Source organism: Staphylococcus sp. MSU001 (assembly GCF_052976705.1).
Window position 1 is genome coordinate 82,976 of record NZ_JBRIKK010000005.1, and the last position, 22,034, is coordinate 105,009.

Annotated in this window: 9 protein-coding genes; 1 reads left to right on the forward strand and 8 read right to left on the reverse strand. The window is 31.6% G+C overall.

Annotated elements, in window-relative coordinates; all coding sequences use genetic code 11:
- Positions 1-329: 329 nt before the first annotated feature.
- From dat to ACVBFA_RS03695, 5 genes are all read right to left on the reverse strand, one after another.
- Positions 330-1,178 carry a D-amino-acid transaminase gene (dat, locus tag ACVBFA_RS03675; protein ID WP_002474955.1) on the reverse strand — a complete coding sequence of 283 codons (849 nt, stop codon included), beginning with the start codon at positions 1,176-1,178 and terminating at the stop codon, positions 330-332.
- Between the two features lie 3 nt (positions 1,179-1,181).
- On the reverse strand, positions 1,182-2,591 hold the full coding sequence (gene pepV / locus ACVBFA_RS03680) for a dipeptidase PepV (protein ID WP_447158783.1): 1,410 nt from the start codon (positions 2,589-2,591) through the stop codon (positions 1,182-1,184).
- Positions 2,592-2,893: 302 nt separating this feature from the next.
- Positions 2,894-3,322, reverse strand: a complete 429-nt coding sequence (locus tag ACVBFA_RS03685) for a YtxH domain-containing protein (protein ID WP_002446705.1) — start codon at positions 3,320-3,322, stop codon at positions 2,894-2,896.
- A gap of 17 nt (positions 3,323-3,339) precedes the next feature.
- On the reverse strand, positions 3,340-4,032 hold the full coding sequence (locus tag ACVBFA_RS03690; RefSeq protein ID WP_002446706.1) for a pseudouridine synthase: 693 nt from the start codon (positions 4,030-4,032) through the stop codon (positions 3,340-3,342).
- Complete coding sequence (locus tag ACVBFA_RS03695; RefSeq protein WP_046044296.1) at positions 4,029-5,690, reverse strand: putative polysaccharide biosynthesis protein; 1,662 nt, start codon at positions 5,688-5,690, stop codon at positions 4,029-4,031. Before ACVBFA_RS03695 ends, ACVBFA_RS03690 begins: the two co-directional genes overlap by 4 nt.
- A 271-nt stretch (positions 5,691-5,961) precedes the next feature.
- Between ACVBFA_RS03695 and ACVBFA_RS03700 the strand changes: the two genes are divergently transcribed.
- Positions 5,962-7,224 (forward strand): BaiN/RdsA family NAD(P)/FAD-dependent oxidoreductase, encoded by a 1,263-nt coding sequence (locus ACVBFA_RS03700; RefSeq protein ID WP_126122353.1) that lies wholly within the window; start codon positions 5,962-5,964, stop codon positions 7,222-7,224.
- Between the two features lie 467 nt (positions 7,225-7,691).
- Here ACVBFA_RS03700 and ACVBFA_RS03705 read toward each other — a convergent pair whose 3' ends face one another.
- The 3 genes from ACVBFA_RS03705 to leuS all read right to left on the reverse strand — a co-directional run bounded on the left by ACVBFA_RS03705 (position 7,692) and on the right by leuS (position 21,930).
- Entirely contained in the window at positions 7,692-18,770 is an 11,079-nt protein-coding gene (locus ACVBFA_RS03705; RefSeq protein WP_126122352.1) for a SasC/FmtB family protein, read from the reverse strand.
- A 405-nt stretch (positions 18,771-19,175) separates the two neighbouring features.
- Positions 19,176-19,487, reverse strand: coding sequence for a rhodanese-like domain-containing protein (locus ACVBFA_RS03710; protein WP_001830891.1), 312 nt, complete (start codon positions 19,485-19,487; stop codon positions 19,176-19,178).
- Between the two features lie 25 nt (positions 19,488-19,512).
- Positions 19,513-21,930 carry a leucine--tRNA ligase gene (leuS, locus tag ACVBFA_RS03715; RefSeq protein ID WP_126122351.1) on the reverse strand — a complete coding sequence of 806 codons (2,418 nt, stop codon included), beginning with the start codon at positions 21,928-21,930 and terminating at the stop codon, positions 19,513-19,515.
- Positions 21,931-22,034: the final 104 nt, after the last annotated feature.

Consider the following 22,034-nt stretch of genomic DNA (forward strand, 5'->3'; position numbering starts at 1 on the left):
ATATTCTAATTTTTACAAAGCGTTTGTTTTTTACGCTTTACATTTAATTTGTTAACAGTTTATGTGAGCTATTTAAGTCAATATTTAGTCCCATCTTAATTCGACTTATTTAAGTCCGTTCATAATTTATCACTCATAAAAGATTTTATAATTTTTAGGGTTACATTTCAACTAAAAATCAGAAACAAAAAGATACATTTTACTAGTCTAATGTCTCTTTGATTTCTAAATCGCTTTATTATAAATTATAACACATTATCAGATCAGATTTTCGGTGAAATAAGACAATTATTTTAAATTTTCATCCTCAAACTATAAATTTAAAAATTCTAAATACTATGTGATTGAATATACTTTTCAAATCCTTGTTGTAATTGGCGTGTTATAGTACCAACTTGTCCATCTTTAACATTTTCACCATCAATTTTTGTAATTGGCATAACTTCTGCAGAAGTACTAGAAATGATAACTTCATCAGCATTTTTAAGAAATTCTACTGTAAATGTTTCTTCTTTGAATGGTATTTGTTCATCCTCTGCTATCCACTTTATGACACGGCGAGTAATTCCGTTCAATATAAAATTATTGACAGGATGCGTGTATATTACTCCATCTTTAATTGCGTAAACATTACTAGATGCACCCTCAGTGACAATATCACTTCGGTGTTGTATAGCCTCTGCAGCATTATATTTAACAGCATATTCTTTAGCTAATACATTACCTAATAAATTTAAACTTTTAATATCACAACGTAACCATCTAATATCTTCAGTTGTAATGGCATAAACACCTTGTTCTAATTCTTCATAAGGTCTATCATAACTTTTCGTAAACGCCATAATAACAGGTTTTACAGGTGGTGTTGGAAATGAATGATTTCGAGGAGCAGCACCACGGGTAGCTTGTATATAAATACCGCCATTCACAACGTTATTTTCTTTTAATAATCGACGTACTAATTCAATTAATTCCTCGATAGTAAAATTTAAATCTAGACCTATTTCTTCAGCACTTCTTAAAAATCTTTCAAAATGTTCTTTAACGGTAAACAATTTCCCATCATATGCACGGATATATTCATAGATTCCGTCCCCAAACACGTATCCTCGATCTTCGTATGAAACCTTAGCATCCTCTTCATTAACAAATTCACCATTTATAAAAACTTTTGTCATAAATTAATCCTCCACACATAAAGCGTAAATAGCTTCTAAATAAATACTTGTTGCATTGATCAATTGCTTTTTAGTTATATACTCATTTTTTTGATGCATTAAATCTTCTGAATCTGCAAACATCGCACCAAATGCGACACCCTTATCTAAATTTCTCGCATATGTTCCTCCACCAATCGTATATGGTTCAGTCATATCACCTGTTTGATTTCTATATGCGTTTACAAGTGTTTTTACAAATGGGTCATTTTTATCAACATAATGCGTTTTTTGAACTTTACCAAATTCTAAGCTAAAACCTAGTTCATTAATTTCGCTTCTAAATCTTTCAATTGCGTCTTCAAATTTAAATCCTTCGGGATATCTTAGATTAACACCATAACGGCCTGCTTTTTCTTTATCATAACTGATAACCCCGATATTAGTAGTGACATCTCCCATAATATCAGTATGGAACTTCATACCCATTTTTTCACCAAAGTGAGATTCAAATAAGTATCGCTCATTGAATTCTACGAAATCTTTTGCGCTTTTATTTAGATTAAGACTTGCTAAAAATTTCAGTAAAAACAATCCTGCATTAACACCTAAAGATGGATCCATGCCATGAACTGCTTTACCTTCAACTGTTAATATTAAAATACCACTGTCAACTGTACTTTCACCCTGCAGTTGATTTTGTTGTAAAAAGTTTTCAAAGTTTTGAATGACATCTGTCATATTTTCTTTGACGAGCACTTCTGCTTTAGCGTAATCAGGAACCATATTGTATCTTTGACCAGATTCAAATTTTAATAACTCATAGTCAGGTTCATCTGTATCTTCCGTCACTTCATTTTGTACTAAATCAAAGGTTGTTATACCCTTTTCACCATGTATAGCTGGGAATTCTGCATCTGGTGCAAAACCTAAGGCAGGCATTTCTTCTGTTTTGAAATATCTGTCTGTACATTTCCAATCTGATTCCTCATCAGTTCCGATAATAATGTGTATACGTTTTTTCCAATCTACCTTCATCTCATTTAAAATTTTAACTGCATAATAGGCAGCAATGGTTGGTCCTTTATCATCCAGTGTCCCTCTGGCTATAATTGCATTGTCTGTCACTACTGGTTGGAATGGATTTGAATCCCATCCATCGCCTGCCGGTACTACATCGACATGGCATAAAATACCTAATACCTCTTCTCCTTTACCAGCTTCAATTCTACCAGCTATATGATCAACATCATGCGCTGAAAAACCATCTCTTTTACCTAGCTTGTACATGTAATCAAGAGCTTCTCTCGGTCCTGGTCCCACAGGTGCATCAGCTGTGGCTTTAGAATCATCTCTGATGCTTTCTATAGATAGTAAGCCTTTAAGATCTTCAATCATTTGATTTTCGTACTCTAGAACCTTTTCTTTCCACATTCGAGATCAACTTCCTTTTTTCTAAGTTATGTTCCATTTTACATGATGTTTAAAAGAAACTACAGTAAGATGTCAGAAAAATAACTTAATTTTTATTAATAAGTTGCGACTAAAAGATTAACTTATAGTTTAAAAAATATAAAAAAGCCTAGGTACAAGTTAATGTCCTAGACTTCTCTTATTCTTAACAATCGATAAACGGATTGAAAATAAACTTATAACACTTATGTTTAAAACTAATCCTTGTTATCGCTATGGAACAACGAATTCAAATTCTGTTCCACTAAAGTTAAAATGTATAACTATTCTTTTTTATCTTGTAATGCATTTTTATTATTTTTTAAGTCATCTTCAGTAACAACTCTTAAATTATTATTGGCAGTTGCGCCACCTTCAGCATCGAATTTTCCTTCTTCGATATCATCTTGAGTCTGATCATTTTTGCCAATAATTTTAGACTTTTCTTCTTCTAAAAATTCTTTAGGATTACTTTTGATACGTTCAACATAGTCTTTAGGGTTCTTCTTAACTTCTTGAATTGTTTCATTAGCTTTATTACTTATTTGAGTTGCTAAATCTTTAGCGCTAGATTTATATAATTCAGGATCTTCTTTATATTTATTATATTCTTGTTTAAGTTTATCTCGACTTTCTTTACGTGATAATGCTACAGCAGTAATAGCACCACCAATGCCTAATGCAACTTTAAATAAATTAGTACTTTTTCCCATTTTACATCTCTCCTTTGTTAGTTTTTAAGGTTATCAAAATCCAATTGTGTTAACAAACGATAACTACCTAAATCTAAATTATGGTCTAGTTCTAGTTCAGCAATCTTTATGCGTTTCAATTCTAATACCTCATTTTCGATACTATGAAACATTCTTTTAACTTGATGATATTTTCCTTCGTAAATGGTGACATGTGATACATAATCATCAACTTTCTTTAAAATTGCAGGCTTTAATTTTCCATCTGATAATTCTATTCCGGATTTAAATTCATCAATATCAAATTGAGTTATTGGGTGTTTTGAATAGACTTCATAAGTCTTTGAAACATGCTTATTGGGATTCATTACTTCATGATTAAACTGCCCATCATTTGTAACTAGGAGTAATCCTTCTGTATCTTTGTCCAAACGTCCGACCGGAAAAATATTTAAATGTGCGTATTCAGGTATCAAATCAATAATAGTAGGATGCAACTCATCCTCTGTAGCTGAAATATAACCTTTTGGTTTGTTTAACATGATATACACTTTGTCAATATAACTTACTACTTCATCATTTACCATTATCTCATCAGAATTAGGATTAACATGAAGTTTAGGTGACTTAACTTTATTTTGGTTGACCTTAACAGCTCCTTTTTTGAGTAACTGTTTAACTTCTGATCGCGTTCCAACGCCCATATTAGCTAGAAATTTATCTAATCTCATCGCAATATCTTCACTTTACGTCTTATTTTAGCGGGAATATCACCTAAAAATTCATCAGCTAATTTAGTCTTGATTGTAATACCTCCATAAATGATTGCTCCTACAATGACACCAATTGCAACAATAATCAAGTAATTAAATCTAGTTGGTTCCAAGAATAATCTTAAAATGAAGAAAATCACCTCAACCCCAATCATCATGATGATTGAAATTAGAATAATCTTAGCTAGATGTATCCAACTGTAACTAAATTTAAAGTTTGCGTATTTTTTAAGAATATAGAAATTGCAACAAATTGCAAATAATAAAGCTATTGCTGTACTTAATACAGCGCCAGGTGTATGTAATAACATAATTAAAGGATAATTGAGAATTAATTTAATTAAAACAGATCCTAAAATAACAAAAACCGTTAATTTTTGTTTATCGATACCCTGTAACATTGATGCTGTAACACTTAATAATGAAATTAAAATTGCAACAGGAGCATAGTAAAATAATAATCTACTTCCATCGAAATTTGGATCGTGACCGTGAACAACTGGATCAAAACCATAAAATACTGTGAATAAAGGTTGCGCTAATGCCATGATCCCAATACTAGCTGGAACAGTAATGAACATTAAAACTCCAATCGAAGTTCTAATTTGTCGATGCATCTCTGCATATCTACCTTCTTCATAGGTTTTAGTTATAAATGGTATTAAACTGACAGCAAATCCAGCACTTAATGATGTTGGAATCATTACAATTTTGTTTGTAGACATGTTTAACATGTTAAAGAATATATCTTGCAAACCAGGTTTGACACCTACAAGGTTAAGCGCACCATTATGAGTAAACTGATCAACCAAATTAAATAGTGGAAAATTCAAACTTACTATGACAAATGGAATGCTATAAGCAATAATTTCTTTGTACATTTTCCCGTATGAAACATTTAAATTTGCTGTATCTGAGTCGACCATTTTTTTAATATTATTTCTTCTTTTAATCCAGTAATACCATAATGTAAGTATTCCTGTGATTGCACCTATTGCCGCTGCAAACGTTGCAATACCATTTGCCTGAAGAACTGTACCTCCAAATACATTGAGCGTTAAATAACTACCTACTAAAATAAATACAATTCTTGCAATTTGTTCTGTAACTTCTGATACTGCAGTAGGTCCCATCGATTTGTATCCTTGAAATATACCTCTCCAAGTTGCGAGAACTGGAATAAATATAACTACCATACTTATTATTCTAATAATCCAAGTGATATCAGCAACTGTCCACCCATTCTTACCATGAGTATTACGTGATAAAGTTAGTTCGGCTATGTATGGTGCTAATAAATATAAAACTAGGAAACCTACAATACCAGTAATACTCATGACTACAAAACTTGATTTATAAAACTTCTGACTGACCTTATATGCACCCAGTGCATTATATTTAGCAACATATTTTGACGCGGCAAGCGGAACACCTGCTGTTGCTATAGCTATAGCTATATTGTATGGTGCATAAGCATAAGTAAAAGGTGCCATGTTGGCTTGTCCACCTATTAAAGCAGTAAACGGAATAATAAATAAGACACCTAATACTTTTGTAATTAAAATACTTATTGTAATTAAAAAGGTTCCACGAACCATTTCTTTACTTTCACTCATAACCTATCTTCCTATCTTAATAATTATTAATGCTTGTCAGTTCTATTTTTACTGTTAAACACATTATCTTGCATTACTTTAAAATATATCACAAAATAATAGTTGTTTGTCCTATAAAGATAACTTTAATTAAAATCGATATGACTTTAAAAGACTCTCAACTTCAATTTTAATATTATTTGCCAAGTTTTATATTATAATTATTATCTTAAGCTCTGTCATCCTATTCCATTTACAATAATTAAGATAAAAAAGTGTGGAGGTTATCATTATGTATCAAACAATTGTTATCGGAGGCGGCCCTAGTGGGGCTATGGCTGCAGTTGCTGCAAGTGAAAAAAATGAATCAGTTTTATTAATCGAAAAGAAAAAAGGTCTTGGACGAAAACTAAAAATCTCAGGTGGTGGTCGTTGCAACGTAACTAATAGACTTCCGTATGATGAAATCATAAAAAATATTCCGGGTAATGGTAAATTCCTATATAGCCCTTTCTCAGTTTTTGATAATCTTTCTATTATAAATTTTTTTGAAACCCGTGGAGTCAAACTTAAAGAAGAAGATCATGGTAGAATGTTCCCAGTTTCAAATAAATCTCAAGATGTTGTTGATGTGCTTATTAACCAGCTCAAAGAGAATCATGTTGAGATTAAGGAAGAAACACCAGTTGTCAGTGTTTCGTATGACCATAATTTTAAAGTTAAAACACAACTAGGTGAATTTGAAAGTCACAGTTTAATTATTGCTACAGGAGGTACATCAGTGCCTCAAACTGGTTCTACTGGAGATGGTTACAAATTTGCAAAATCTCTAGGTCATTCTATAACAGAATTATTCCCTACTGAAGTACCTATCACTTCTTCAGAAACTTTTATCAAATCAAATCGCTTAAAAGGGTTAAGTTTAAAAGATGTTAATTTATCAGTTTTAAAGAAAAATGATAAAAAAAGAGTAAGTCATCAAATGGATATGATATTCACGCATTTTGGAATTAGTGGTCCTGCTGCTCTTAGATGCAGTCAGTTTGTTTATAAAGAGCAGAAAAATCAAAAAAAGAAAAATATCCATATGCAATTAGATGTTTTCCCTGAACTAAACGTAGATCAACTATCTCAAAAAGTGAGAAAAATACTTAAAGCAGAACCAGATAAATATATTAAAAATAGCTTGCGTGGAATAATAGAAGAGCGATATTTATTATTTATTCTCGAACAATCTGGTATTAATGATGAAATGACTGCACATCATTTATCAAACCAACAGTTTCAAACTTTTGTTAATCTTCTAAAGACTTTTACCTTTACAGTAGATGGTACACTTCCATTAGACAAAGCTTTTGTGACAGGTGGCGGTATTTCTTTAAAAGAAATAGAACCTAAAACTATGATGTCCAAATTAGTGCCAGGATTATTTTTATGTGGCGAAGTCCTAGATATTCATGGATACACTGGAGGTTATAATATAACAAGCGCATTAGTTACGGGTCATGTTGCTGGAATGTTTGCCGGTGAATTTAAAATAGATAAAAACAAATAATTTTATTAATATAATACAAATTAGCATAAGCTATAAAGTACTTGTTAATAATCAAATACTTTATAGCAATTTTTTTATATTAGACACGTCTAGATTGTACATACACTAATTCATAAAATGTATTTCTTCATATTTTCACAAGATGACCACCACAAATATAAGCAAAATGATATGCTATATTTTTAATTTGTTGTTCTTTGAATAGCGATTGTTATTAAAATATGATAAAGGTGTTAAACTCCATATTATATTTCACATATAGGTGGTTAATATTAATAACTACCTTAATAGTATTGAAAAGAATTTACATTTTGCTATCCTTAAAAAACGTTTAATAATAGATTAGCAACGATTTTATGTTGAATAGCTAAAAATACTCCCTTCAAAGTTTTCATTATATTAATGTCTACTTTGAAGGGAGTTTATTAATTGATATCTCCGGTTCTGTGGTTTATAAATTTATAATATTAGTCATTCACTTTTTTATCTTTTTTCTTTTTGCGTGAGGACATGATTGCTAAACCAGATATTAAAGTAACTCCAGCTAAAGGCACTGATTTATCAACATTTCCTGTCTCTGGTAGAGATTTAATTGTATTATTCTCGGAACTATAACATTGATTAGATTTTTCTGTCATAGATGTTGTTGAGCGTTGACTACTCAATATTTTATCTTCTCTTAATTGTATTGACTTAAGTTTTTCAATCGTCTCGTTAACTAATTCATCAACTTCTTTATTTGTGGTTACTTTATTAAGTTGACTTAAAGCGTTACTAACAATTTCATTTATCAATGTACGAGTATTTTGTTTCACTCTAGTACTAGCACTTAAATTTGCATTTATCATTTGCTTTACATGGTCTGCTTCTAATTCAATTTCCTTCAACGCTTTAGCTTTTTTACGTACAATTGAGTTTAATTTATCCACTTCAACTTTAAAGTTTCGGACAATTGTATCAACTGAAACAAATGTTTCAGCTTCGTCAATCTGTTTATGTGCATGATTGATTAATGCTTTAAGTTTACTTACAAATATTTGTTTTTCTTCGTTAGTCGCTCTAGAAGATATGTCATTAATTTTATCGTCACTATATCCATCAATATATGCTTTAGCTTCTAATTTTTTATGTGCTTGAATTTCAATCGAGTCTATTAAAGATATACTTTCTTTTAATGCAGCGCTCACTGATTCATTATTTTGAGATTGATGAATATGATTAATAGCTGATTTTAAAGCTTGTTCTAATTCATTGATAGCTGATTGCTTTTCTTCAATAGTAGCTTCTTGATTTTGTTTAAATTTATTTAATTTTTTATCTGCTAGTTCTTGAATTTCTGCTATAGCTTCAGGCTTTTTAATGGTAATGACAGAAATTTTATTAATTTCAGAAGTTGCTATTTCTTTAGCTCTATTAACAGCTTCATTAGTTAATGCTTGGTCAATTGAAAGATTTGCTTGTGTTAGAGTTGTGTCTAATTGATTTAATGCTACATCTTTTTCTTCTTTAGTCGCTTCTTCATTATTATTAATTAATCCACGAATAACTTCAGCTTTTTGATGAATTTCATTTCTTGCAGCTAATTTAATTTCAATAACAGGTAGTATTTTAGAAATTTCATCAATACTTTGTTTTTTAATATCTTTAACTTCTTCATTTGTTTGAGCTTTATCTATTGCTTCAGCAATTCTTGCCGCAGTTTTAATTAATTTATCGATAGCCGATGCTTTTTCTTCAACTGTAGACTCATTATTATTCTTTATTAAATCACGTTGAGCGTCTAATTGATTAGTGATTTCATTTAATGCTTGTGGTTTGATGATTGTTATTGGTTTGATTTTATGAATAGCTTCAATCGTTTTGTTTTTAGTATCGTAAACTTCTTGATTTTTATTAACATTATTAATTGTAATAAATGATTGATTTACTAATGTATCAACTTGTTTTAAAGCTTCTTCTTTTTCTTCTCTTGTCGCATCACTATTTCCATTGATACGTTCTCTTTGAATTTCAGCTTGTGCGTTGATTTCTTCAAATGCTTGCGGTTTAACTTGTACATCCGCACTGATCGCTTGTAATAATGTTATTGCGTTTGATTTTGTTCCAAGTACTTCGCTATCAGTGTTAGCTTCTCGTATTTTTTCATTTGCATCATCAACAATCGCCTTAACTTTATTCAGTGCAATTTGTCGTTCTTCTTCTGTAGCATATGGCGTATTATTGATAGAGTTGTTTAATTGACTCGCCTTATCACTAATTGCTTTTCTGGCAGTAGGCTTTTGAGTTATGTTGATAAATATACTATTTAATTCATTTAATCCAAATAATTCATCTTGCGCAACTTGTATATCTTTTTGGTCTTTTTCAATGGCATTGAATACTAATGATAATTGTTCTTTTACATGATTAATCGCATCATTACGTTCCTCATGAGTAACATCTGGAGTATTTTCAAAAGTTTTAATCAATTGTTTAGCAAGTGCATTAAGTACAGAACGTGCTACCGCTTTTGTATCTACACGAGGTAAAATAGTTTTCATTTTTTGGGAAACTTCATTATAAATATCATCAACTTCATTATTTGTGTGTGCAAGTCCAATTTGTTTTTTTGCCTCTAAAAGTATTTTATTTAACTTACTATTAGCTTCTTGAAGTTCATCTTCAGTTGCATCAGGATAACCATTAATTATAGCTTCTTGAGTATCTGAAACATCATATAATTTCAATATAGCATTTTTCTTTTTATTATATTCTGGTCTGTATTCATTTATATTATTCAAGCCAGAAATTTTAGCATTATCTACTTCATTATCTGTATTAGCTCGATTTATAGAATTAATGATTTCTTTAACCTGTTCATCTAAATGTTGTAACGCATTATCTTTTTCTTCTTGTGTAGCACTAAATTCTTGCTCTATTTCATCAATTTTATTTTGTTGCGCTTTAACAATTTCAGCTACTGCATTACGTTTTTTACTGAAATCTGGTCTGAAGTTATTGATTTGATCTAAACTATTTTGCTCAGCATTTTCAACTTGCTGATTAGTTTGAGATTGATTTACATCATTTTTGGCTTTTTCATGAATTTGATTTAACTGATTTAAACCCTCTCTTACTTCATCATCAGTTGCATTTTGGGTTTGATTAATTTCAGTTTTCTTTTTTTCTACTGCGCTTTCAATTTTAGATTTGGCAGTAGGTTTTTTAACTACAAGTGGTTGAATATCTCTAATTGTACCTATACCTTTGTTCTTTTCTACATTCACTTGGTTGGTATCTGGCGCATCCTCAATAGCTTGATTTGTTGTCTCGACAACGTGATTTAAATTGTCACTAGCAACTAATTTTTCTTCAGTCGTTGCTTCATCATTACTATTAATTTGTATGTTTTTCTGCTCTTTTTCAGCATTTACATCAGCTTTAGCTTTATCTTTAACTGTAGTAGCAGGTAATATATTTTCAATTTCAGCTATTCCGTTTACTACAGTCTTTTCTACATCATCATTCGTTTGACCTTTATCTATTTTAGCTATGGCTTTTTTAAGGACTTCTTGTAGTTTTGCACTTGCTTCCTGTCTTTCTTCAATTGTTGAATTAGGATGAGTTGCAATAGTACTTTGTTGTTGGTTAGCTTTTTCATTTAATCTGTGACGCCCTGTTTCTTTTGTTTGTGGATGTGCTTGAATTTGCTCTATATCTTGAATACTAAGTGTTTTCGCATTATCTACATCTTTATTTGACTGTGCTTGATCAATATTTACTTTAGCCTGATTAAGTAATTGGTTTATTTTATTTAATGCTTCAGTCTTTTCTTCATTCGTAGCTTCTTGGTTCTCTTGTATTTCTTGAGTTTGTGAATTAAATGTTTCTTGGATTGCATTTAAAGCATCACGTTTCTTACTAACTTGTGGTACAATTGCCTCAATTTTAGGTCTAGCTTTATCTAAAGCTTGATCAACCTCGTTGTTATGAACTACATTAGCAATTTCATCTGATGCGGACGTTAGTACATTTTGAAGTAATCTATTAGCTTCAGCTTTTTCTTCTAGTGTTGCATCAGGCGTATTTTCAATATTTTTCTTTTGATTATCAACGAATTGATTCAATTGGTTTTTAACGTTTTGCTTCTTTATAACTTCAACTTGAACAGCGTTAATATTTTGAACAGCTTGATTTTTAATATTATTTACTTCCTCAGTAGTGTGCGCTTTCAGGATATTAGCATCTGCTTCTTCTTGAAGACGATCAACTTTATTATTTGCTTCTTCTTTTTCTTCTGCTGTTGCATTTGGCGTTTGATCTATTATAGCGTTTTTATTTTTAGCGTCGGTAGCTAGAGCTGCTAATGCATTAGTTTTGACTGCTGTACTTGGTAATATTTGGGTAATACTCGTGTTACCATTATTTTTAGCATCATTGACTAATTGCGTAGTTGTAGCATTAGCAATATTATTAATAGCATCAATTTTAGCTACATTAACTCTATCTATAGCGGCTGATTTTTCTTCATTAGTTGATTTATTATTTGCATTGATAGTATCAATTTGACTTTGCGCAACTTGTTCAATCTCTTGTTTAGCATTACGTTTAATACTAGTCTCAGGATGGACCTCAGAAACTTTAGCAATTCCATTATTTTCCGCAATTTTCACATCATTATTTGAGTGTGCCTGTGATACTTGATTTAACGCTTCATTCTTTACTTCTTCTAATTTGCCAAGTGCTATTTGTTTTTCTTCTAGTGTCGCATCTTGATTTTGATTTATTAAAGTCGTTTGTTCCGCAGCTTTTTTTCTAATTATTTCATTAGCCTTTGGTTTTACAACTACAATAGGTTCAACATTTCTTATTGTTTCTAATATATTATTTTTTTCGTCTGTAACATTTTGATTTGCTAAAGCTGCTTGTATTCTATCATTGACTCCATTTGTGTCTTGATTAAGTCTCTCAAGTGCTTCTTGTTTTTCTTCAGTTGTAGCATTTTGATTCTGATCTATTGTCGATCTTTGTTGACCTATTGCTTGGGCAATATCTGTTTTAGCTTGTGTTTTAGTTTGGGTAGACAACTCAATACGTTGTAACTTTTGCTTACCATCTTCTAAATTCTCATCCACTAACGCATTTGTATTTGCACCATTAATATTGTTACGTGCTTGTGCTAACGTATCATCTATAGATTGTATTGCCGTATTTTTCTCTTCAGTAGTTGCATCTTGATTGGCTCTTATATCTGATTTTTTACTTTCAGCTAGATTAGTCAAAATATTGATGGCATCTTGTCTTTTATGTGCATTTGCATTAATCAATTTAATTGCAGTAATAGCTTGTGCTTTTACATTATCAACTTGATTATCTTGTGTACTTTCATGAATTTTTTGAATTTCTTCATTTAATTTTTGGGTCACTAATTGTTTTGCAACCTCTTTTTCATCATCAGTAGCATTACCATCATTACCTATTAAAGTCTTTTGGTTATTAGCTTCTTGAGTCAAATCATTTATAGCAGTCGGTTTTTTGATCACATTGGGTAGTACACTCTTGATTGTAGCAATACTATTTGTTTTAGATTCATTTACTTCTTGAGTACTATGTGCATTATTAATATTTTGTATTGCTTGTGCTAATCCGGCATTGACTCTATTTGTTGCCTCTTGCTTTTCTTCTTCAGTTGCATCAGGCGTGTTGTTAATTTGGATCAACTGTTCTTGAGCTTTGTCATTTATTTCTTGTTTAGCATTTGTTTTAGTTTGAGTTGATGGTTGAATATTGTTTATTTTTTCTAACCCATTGGTTTTAGCACTATTAACTTCCCTTTCAGTATCACTATTTGTAATATTAGATTTGACTTCAGTTTTCGCTTTTTCAACCAGCTTTCTAGCCTCTGCTTTTTCTTCATCTGTTGCATCATTATTACCATTGATGATTGTAACTTGTTGCTCAGCTTTTTTATCAATCGCCGTTTTAGCATCTGTTTTAATTGTTGTTGCTGGTATTATAGTAGCAATCTCATTCATGCCGTTATCTTTAGCATTATCAACTTGATTATTAGTTTGCGCTTGATTGATATTTGTTATAGTTTTATTTTTACTAATCTCCAGAAGTCGTTTAGCTTCAGCTTTTTCTTCATTAGTTGCATCTTTATTATTATTAATTAACTCTGTTTGTGAAATAAATTTAGTTTGTAACTCTTGAAGCGCGTCAGATTTTCTAGTTGGATTAGCATGAATCGTTTCTAATTCTTGAAGTCCAGTATTTTTGTGCTGTTCAACGTCATTGTCACGTCTGTCTTGATTTATTAGATTCTTAACTTCTTCTCTTTTAACATTCAATCTTTGAATTGCATCTTGTTTTTCTTCTTCTGTAGCATTAGGCGTTGCATTGATTTGACGCTTTAAATCTTCAAACTTTGAATCTAATTCCATTCGAGCAGATGGTTTTTTTGCAACATTTGCTTGAATATTAGTTATCGTATCTATAGCCTCAGTTTTTGCATCAGATACTTGTTGGTTTGTTTGCGCTTGATCAACTTTGTTGTATCCTGCATCTTTAGCTATTTTTAATTTATCTAATGCTTTTTGCTTTTCTTCATCTGTTGCATCTGGTGTAGTGTTGATAGTATTACTTTGCTCATTATATTTATCATCGATACTTTGTTTAGCATCAGATTTTTTGTGCGCATCTGGCGTAACTAATTCAATTTCATGAATGCCGTTAGATTTAGCTTGTGCGACACCATTGTTACTATGTTCATTTTGAATTGCTGTTCTTGCTTCATTTGCTTTTTGATTTGCCAATTGAATAGCCGCTTCTTTTTCCTCAATTGTAGCAGTTTGATGTGTTTGAATTTGATTAATCTGTTGCGCGAGTTTTTGATCAATATCTTTTTTTGCTTTAGACTTAACAGAGGTTGCTGGTAAAACTTTAGCTATTTCATTTATTCCTGTTACTTTAGCATTTTCAATATCACTATTTGAAGATAAAGAGTTAATATTATCTAACGCATTTTGTTTTCTAGCTATAACTAAATTGTTGGCGACCTCTTTTTCTTCATCTGTAGCATTATCATTATCATTAATGAATTGCGTTTGTTGTGTTGACTTTTGTTCGATTGCATTTCTTGCCGACTCTTTCTCAACAACTTGCGCATTAATTCGAGATAAAGAAGTTATCGCATCGTCTTTGATATTTTTAACACCTTGGGTTGTATGTTCCGCATTTATTTGTGCTTGAACTCTTGCTAATTCAGCACTTACTCTGTTTATTGCCTCTTGTTTTTCTTCATTAGTAGCATCAGGCGTGTTTTGAATATGATTAATCTGTTCATTTGCTTTATTCTGTACTGCTTGTCTAGCTTCAGATTTCACAGTAGTTGCTGGAGTTATATTTTCTATTTTATTTATTCCATTAGTTTTCGCTTCATTTACTTGGTCTCTAGTGCTACTGTGTTGAATATTATCTTTTGCTTCAATTTTAGCTTCTTCAATTTTACGATTCGCTTCTTGAATTTCCTCAGCTGTAGCATCATTTATTCTTTGAATTTTTATTTTCCTATCAGCTGCTTTACCATCAATATCATTTTTTGCATTTCTTTTAATTGATGTATCAGGTGTGATTGCATTTATGGTTTGTCTACCATCACTCACAATACCATCAATTTGGTTATTGGTTGTAGCATTATCAATCTTACTAATTACATTTTGCTGTGATACATTAACTAAATTATTTGCGACTTCCTTCTCTTCAGTTGTAGCATCATCATTATTTTGTATAGTTTGTTTATGTTGTTGAACAATATCATTAATCGTAGTTCTGGCTTCTTGTTTTTTCCTAACATCCACTTGTATATTTTGAATATTTTGAATTCCATTAGTAAGTGCTGTATCAACATTTTGATTTGTTTGTGCTTGATTTATGTCATTGAGTGTACTTTCTTTTACTTGTGTTAATCTAGTTAACGCATCTTGTTTTTCATCTTGAGTTGCATGAGGAGTTGAATTTAATTCAGCTTCTTTTTCTTGAAACTTTTGATTTACTTGATCTCTAGCTTGTTGCTTTTTAGTGAAATTAGTCTGAATTTTACTGATATTACTTATACCTATATTTAAGGCGTTATCAACATTTTGATTAGAAGCAGCCTGTGTAATTTGTTCATCAGCTGAATTTTTAGCATCATTCAAACTTTGAATTGCTTTTTGTTTTTCTTCTATAGTGCCTTCATTATCAGTATTAATCGCACTCTGCTTTTCATTTACTTTAGCAATCAGCGCTTGTCTAGCTTGAGGTTTTTTTTGAACATTAACATCAGTATGAGTAATAATTTGTTCTGCATTACTAAGTGCTTGATCTACATCATCATTAGAATTTGCTTGGTTGATATGATTATTGCCATTGGTAACAGCTTGCGAAACAACACTGACAGCTTCTTGTTTCTCTTCAGTCGTAGCATCAGGTGTTTGAGCTATTGCTGACTTTTTCTCGTTTCCTTTTTGTTCTAATAATGTTTTTGTATTATTTTTCTTAACTGCATTAGGTTGATTTTGATTAATAGTATTTATGCCATTATTCTTAGCTTCAGAAACTTGTTGAGTTGACTGAGCTTGATTGATATTTGCTATTGTAGCTTGCTTATGTGCTTCTACTTGATTTAATGCATCCTGCTTTTCTTCAGTTGTTGCCATATTATTTGAATTAATTTGTTGATTTTGTGCAATAGCTTTAGCTTCAACTGCTGCACGTGCATCCTCTTTAATCTTCGTTGCAGGACTTATTGTGGATATGATACCACTTCTCATTGTTTGTGCTTGATCAACATCTCTATTAGTAGGTGCATTGCTAATATTTTGAGTTGCAGTTAATAATGCTTCATTAACTTTACGCTCTGCATCTGCCTTTTCTTCAGTTGTTGCATTATTGTTCGCTTGAATTAAACGTTTTTGTTCATCCGCTTTAGCATTGATAGTTGCTATTGCATTTTGTCTTTTCACTGGAGTTAATGGTACTTGTTGTATCGTATTCGTTCCATTGTTTTGTGCTTCAGTGACATCATCATTACCTTGTGCAGTGTTAATATTTTGAATCGCTTCATCTTTTGATCTATTAACAAGTGTGATAGCATCATTTCTTTCGTCTAATGTAGCTTGTGTATTATTGTTGATATCTTTAATTTTTGAATTTGCACTGTTGGTAACTGCCTCTCTAGCTTCTGCTTTTTTAGTTGGATTTGGAACATCTGTTGCTATTAATTTCGTACCATTATCTCTTGCTTCATTCACAGTGGTATCTGTTTCTGCCTCACCTATTTTGGCGATAGCATCAGATGAATGTGCCTCAACTTGACTAATTGCTTCATTTTGTTCCTCAGTCGTTGCCTCATGATTGTTACGTATAAGCGTCTTTTGTTGTTCCGCTTTGTTATTCACAACTTGTCGAGCATTTGGTTTAGTTACTGGATGTGGAGTATCACTTTCTAGAGTGTGTAATCCAGCCTCTTTAACTCTTTCAACACCATCATCTGTAAGTTCATCATCAATGTTATTAGAAATTTCATTTTTATGATTTTCAATTTGATCAACTAATGTATCTTTTTCTTCAGTAGTTAATTCTGTACTATCATATACACCATCAGTCATTTCTTGAGCTTTATCATTAATTTCTCTCGAAGCACTCACACGACTTATTAGTGTTGTTTGTAATTCGTGTAATAAATCATCAATTTGAGTTTGAGAGTATCTTTGGTTAAAAGGTGTATTGTTTGTTTCTTCATCCAGAACAGTCTGAGCACGTTCTTTCAACTTATTATATTTATTATAAGAAGCAAGTGTATAGTTCGATGGGATGATATCCTTATTGACCTGTTCTGATAAATCGTCTTTATTCATAATGACATTAATACTAAAAGGTGTTTGTTGGCCTGTAACAGTATTGTCAGTAGTGTTAATGTAATATTCAGAAAATGTTTTATATTTAATTGCTTCATTGAAAGTCACTTCACGTGGCGTTGAGATGTTGACAGGTCTAAGCTTGTATCTAATATTTAGTATTTTATTGGGCAAGAATCTAGCAACATCCTGAGCACTTCTTCCTAAATTTAAACCATTACTAGAAAATGTTAAAGTATGATTTTGTCTATCGAAATTAACTGAAAACGGATTTACTGTAGAATTTGGCACATTCCCGTTAACAAATGAAACTTCAGTTGAATTATCAACGTATTCGAAATTGTCTGGTAATGTGACTTTATAAGTAAGTTCATTTTGACCTATAGCAGCAGCGAAGTTACCATTATTCTCTATACGAGTATTAACTTCAAATTCTTTTCCATTCTTTACATTTTTGTTAACTTGTCTTGATTTCACATATAGATGTGAACCAGAATTAACACCAATTGTATCTATAAAAGAATAGTATCTATACCCATCATGTAGCTGTTGAATTCTTTTAAAATCTGAGTGTATTTCGTTCATAGGTAGAAATTGAACTTTTAGCCTATGTACGTTATCAGGTAACTTGAATAAACGATATACGCCGCCTCCTTGAATATCAGTTGAAGCAATTTCTTGATTATTTTCTGCATTTCTTAAAACTAATTGAGTTCCACCTTTTCTGTTTTTAGCAGTCATTGTATTAAATGAAAATATTATCTCAGAATTAGGATTTACTGAAAATTCTTTTTCTATACCGTTGAAACCATCATGATCATTCGGATCATTTCCTTTAATACGTCCTAAGGCTACGACATTATCTACTGCTTGATAATTTTTCGGATCGGCACTATCAAACACACTTGTACGTTCTAACACACTATTTAATAAACCAACCTTACCACCATTAACCATTGTAAAGCCATTTAGACTATCAACTACCTTTACTTCAGGTCGAGAGCGATTTGTACTTGTCTTTATTCCTAAATCATCAAATGTAATTACAGTGTTAATGCTATTTGGACCTGTATTACTTAAATTTGGATCCGTATTTTGAGTTGTACTTGTAGCGTCATTTCCGCTATTTGTATCTAATGATCTTTTCCCTCTCTTTTTAGGTTTACTTGATGATTCTGTTGTAGCTTTATTTTCCGGAATCGATGAATTTGAATGATTTGAGTTCGTATGATTTGTTACATCTTCAGATTGGGCTTCAATATGATGTTTAACCGGCTGATTAACATGTAACCCGTTGTCACTCGTATCATTATTTTCATAGATATTGGTATAAGGTGCTGTTTGAGCAGATTCAGCTTCTTCAGCATTTATTGCAATTGGTTGAGCATTATGATGAGGATCATTTTGTGTTTGCTTATTTTCAGTAGATGAAGGTACTGTTTGCTCAGATAATGTATTTGTTGTTTCCTCACTTATAGGATTAGACTGAGATGTGTTTTCTAACCCTCCATCAGATTGAGCTGTAGTGTCATTATTTTGAGAAGGTTCCAGTTCTGAAGCTGTTGCTTGCCCCGGATGAGCTAAAAATGCGACTGTAGCTATTAATGCTGAAAAAATACCTATATTAAATTTTCTAATACTAAATTTCTGTTTTCTAAATAGATTCATTAAATTGGCCTCCTAGTTGTAAATTCTTTATGATGTATGTCTAATGAACTTTGAAAAATATTTAAAGTAATGACTCTTCCCAATATCGCTCATTTAATTAAACACAACTATTTAAAGTCTTTTTAATTTTATCATCTATATTATTTTAAATCTAGTAGTATAAAAATTTATCTTAATATATTTTTAATTGATATCAGAATTTGTTTTTTGAGATCCACATTGAATTATTTAATGATTTTTATATCAAAAAAAGTACGATTAAGATTTCAAATCAAAATCTTAATCGTACTCAGTGACCACATTTGTGATATACATTCTAATTCCAGAAATTCCTAGAATAAATTATAAACTCATTTGTATTAATTTTTAACTTAGAATTATCGTTATCTACAACTTCGAAGTTCTTTAAATATTATCAATGACAGTACCTTCATCGCCCCAAGCATTCATTCCACCTTCGACATTTACAGCATGAACACCTTGTTCTTCTAAATATGAAACTACTTTAGCACTGCGTGATCCCGCTGCACACACAATATAATACGTATCATTTTTATTGAATTCTTTCAAATTATCAGGAATTTCATCCATAGGAATTGTTTTTGCTCCAGGAATAACACCCATTTCAGTTTCTTCGTTCGTGCGAACATCTACAATGTTAACTGGATTTGAATCTAATATTTTTTTCTTTAATTCATCTACTGTTATTGACTCCATTTAATAGCACTCCTTTAGAAAAATATTATTTAGCAACTATATTAACTAGCTTTTGAGGTACAGCAATAATTTTTTTAACTTCTTTACCTTCAATACTCATTTTAACATTATCGTTAGACAAGGCTAAGGTTTGCATTTCTTCTTTAGATAAATCTTTTGGTATATTGATTTTTGCTCTAACTTTACCATTGACTTGAACTACGATTTCAACTTCATCATCTACTAATAAGCTTTCATCAAATGTTGGCCATGGTTGATAAGTAATGGTATTTTCATGCCCTAATCGATCCCATAATTCTTCACCAATGTGTGGTGCAATAGGCGCTAACATTTTTACAAACCCTTCGATATAAGGTTTGTAAACTTCATTTGTTTTATAACACTCATTAATAAACACCATTAATTGACTGATTGCAGTATTAAAACTAAGTGTATCAAAATCTTCTGTTACTTTTTTCACTGTTTGATTGTATACTTTATCAAGTGAATGATCGTTAGAATCTACAATTTTTTTATTGATTGAATTCTCATCAGTGATGATAAGTCTCCAAATGCGATCTAAGAATCTTCTAGAACCATCCAAACCTTTTTCACTCCATGCGATCGCAGCATCTAAAGGTCCCATAAACATTTCATATAGTCGTAATGTATCAGCACCATGTGATGCAACAATATCATCTGGATTAATCACATTGCCTTTAGACTTACTCATTTTTTCATTGCCTTCGCCTAAAATCATTCCCTGGTTGTATAGTTTTTGGAATGGTTCTTTTGTCGGTACAACACCTAAGTCATATAACACTTTATGCCAGAATCTTGCATATAATAAGTGAAGTACTGCATGTTCCACGCCTCCAATATATAAATCAACAGGTAGCCAATGTTTTAATTTTTCAGGATCCGCTATCATTTTTTCGTTATGTGGATCAATGTAACGTAAATAGTACCAGCAACTGCCAGCCCATTGAGGCATTGTATTGGTTTCTCGGCGCCCCTTCATACCTGTCTTTTCATCGATAACGTTTACGAACGCATCTATATTTGCAAGTGGAGATTCACCGGTACCTGATGGCTTAATTTCATCTGTTTCTGGAAGTAATAAAGGCAATTCATCTTCAGGAACTGTAGTCATTGATCCATCTTCCCAATGTATAATAGGAATTGGTTCTCCCCAATAACGTTGCCTACTAAATAACCAATCACGTAATTTATAATTGACTTTTTTCTCACCAGCACCTTTAGATTCAAGCAATTCTATCGCTTTACTTATTGCCGCTTCATTTTCTAGACCGTCTAATTCTCCAGAATTAATGTGTTTTCCTTCACCTGTGTATGCATTTTTTTGAACTTCGCCACCCTCTATAACTTCGATAATTGGTAAATTAAACTTCGTAGCAAATTCATGATCTCGCTCATCATGTCCAGGCACAGCCATTACTGCACCAGTACCGTAAGTTGATAAAACATAATCTGCTATCCAAATAGGTAATTTATCGCCAGAGAACGGATTAATTGCAAACGCTCCAGTAAACACACCTGTTTTTTCTTTAGCTAAGTCTGTACGTTCTAAATCAGATTTTTTTGATGCTTCATTTTGATACAATTTGACTTCTTGTTCTTTATCACTTGTCGTAATTTCATTCACAAGTGGGTGTTCTGGGCTTAAAACTAAGAAAGAAGTACCATAGATTGTATCTGGTCGTGTCGTAAACACTTCAATATTTTGGTCAGATTGCTCAATTTTAAATGTTACTTTGGCACCTTCTGAACGTCCAATCCAGTTTCGTTGCATGTCTTTAATTGATTCAGGCCAATCTAACTCATCTAAATCTTCTAGTAATCTATCAGCATATTCTGTAATTTTGAGCACCCATTGTTTCATAGGCTTACGGTAAACAGGATGACCGCCACGTTCTGATACCCCATCGACAACCTCTTCATTCGACAAAACAGTACCTAATGCAGGACACCAATTGACAGCAACTTCATCAACATAAGCTAAACCTTTATTATACAACTGAATAAATATCCACTGCGTCCATTTATAATATTCAGGATCTGTAGTATTCACTTCTCTATCCCAATCATAACTAAATCCTAATTCTTGAATTTGTCTTTTGAAAGTTTGAATATTCTTCTGTGTAAATTCACGAGGATCATTACCGGTATCTAAAGCATATTGTTCTGCCGGTAAACCAAAAGCGTCCCATCCCATAGGATGTAATACATTGTAACCTTGCATTCTTTTATATCGTGAGATGATATCTGTTGCCGTATATCCTTCTGGGTGACCTACGTGTAAACCAGCACCAGATGGATAAGGAAACATGTCTAATGCATAAAATTTCTTTTGTCCTAAATTGTCATTCGTTTTAAAGGTCTTATTTTCTTCCCAGTAATTCTGCCACTTCTTTTCAATTTCCTTATGATTATAATTCAACACATTTCCTCCTAATTCATAAAAAAGACATCCCTACTATTAATGATTTGAAAGGGACGACCTGCGCCGCGTTACCACCCTTATTCGCTAACAATTAGCGCACTTCA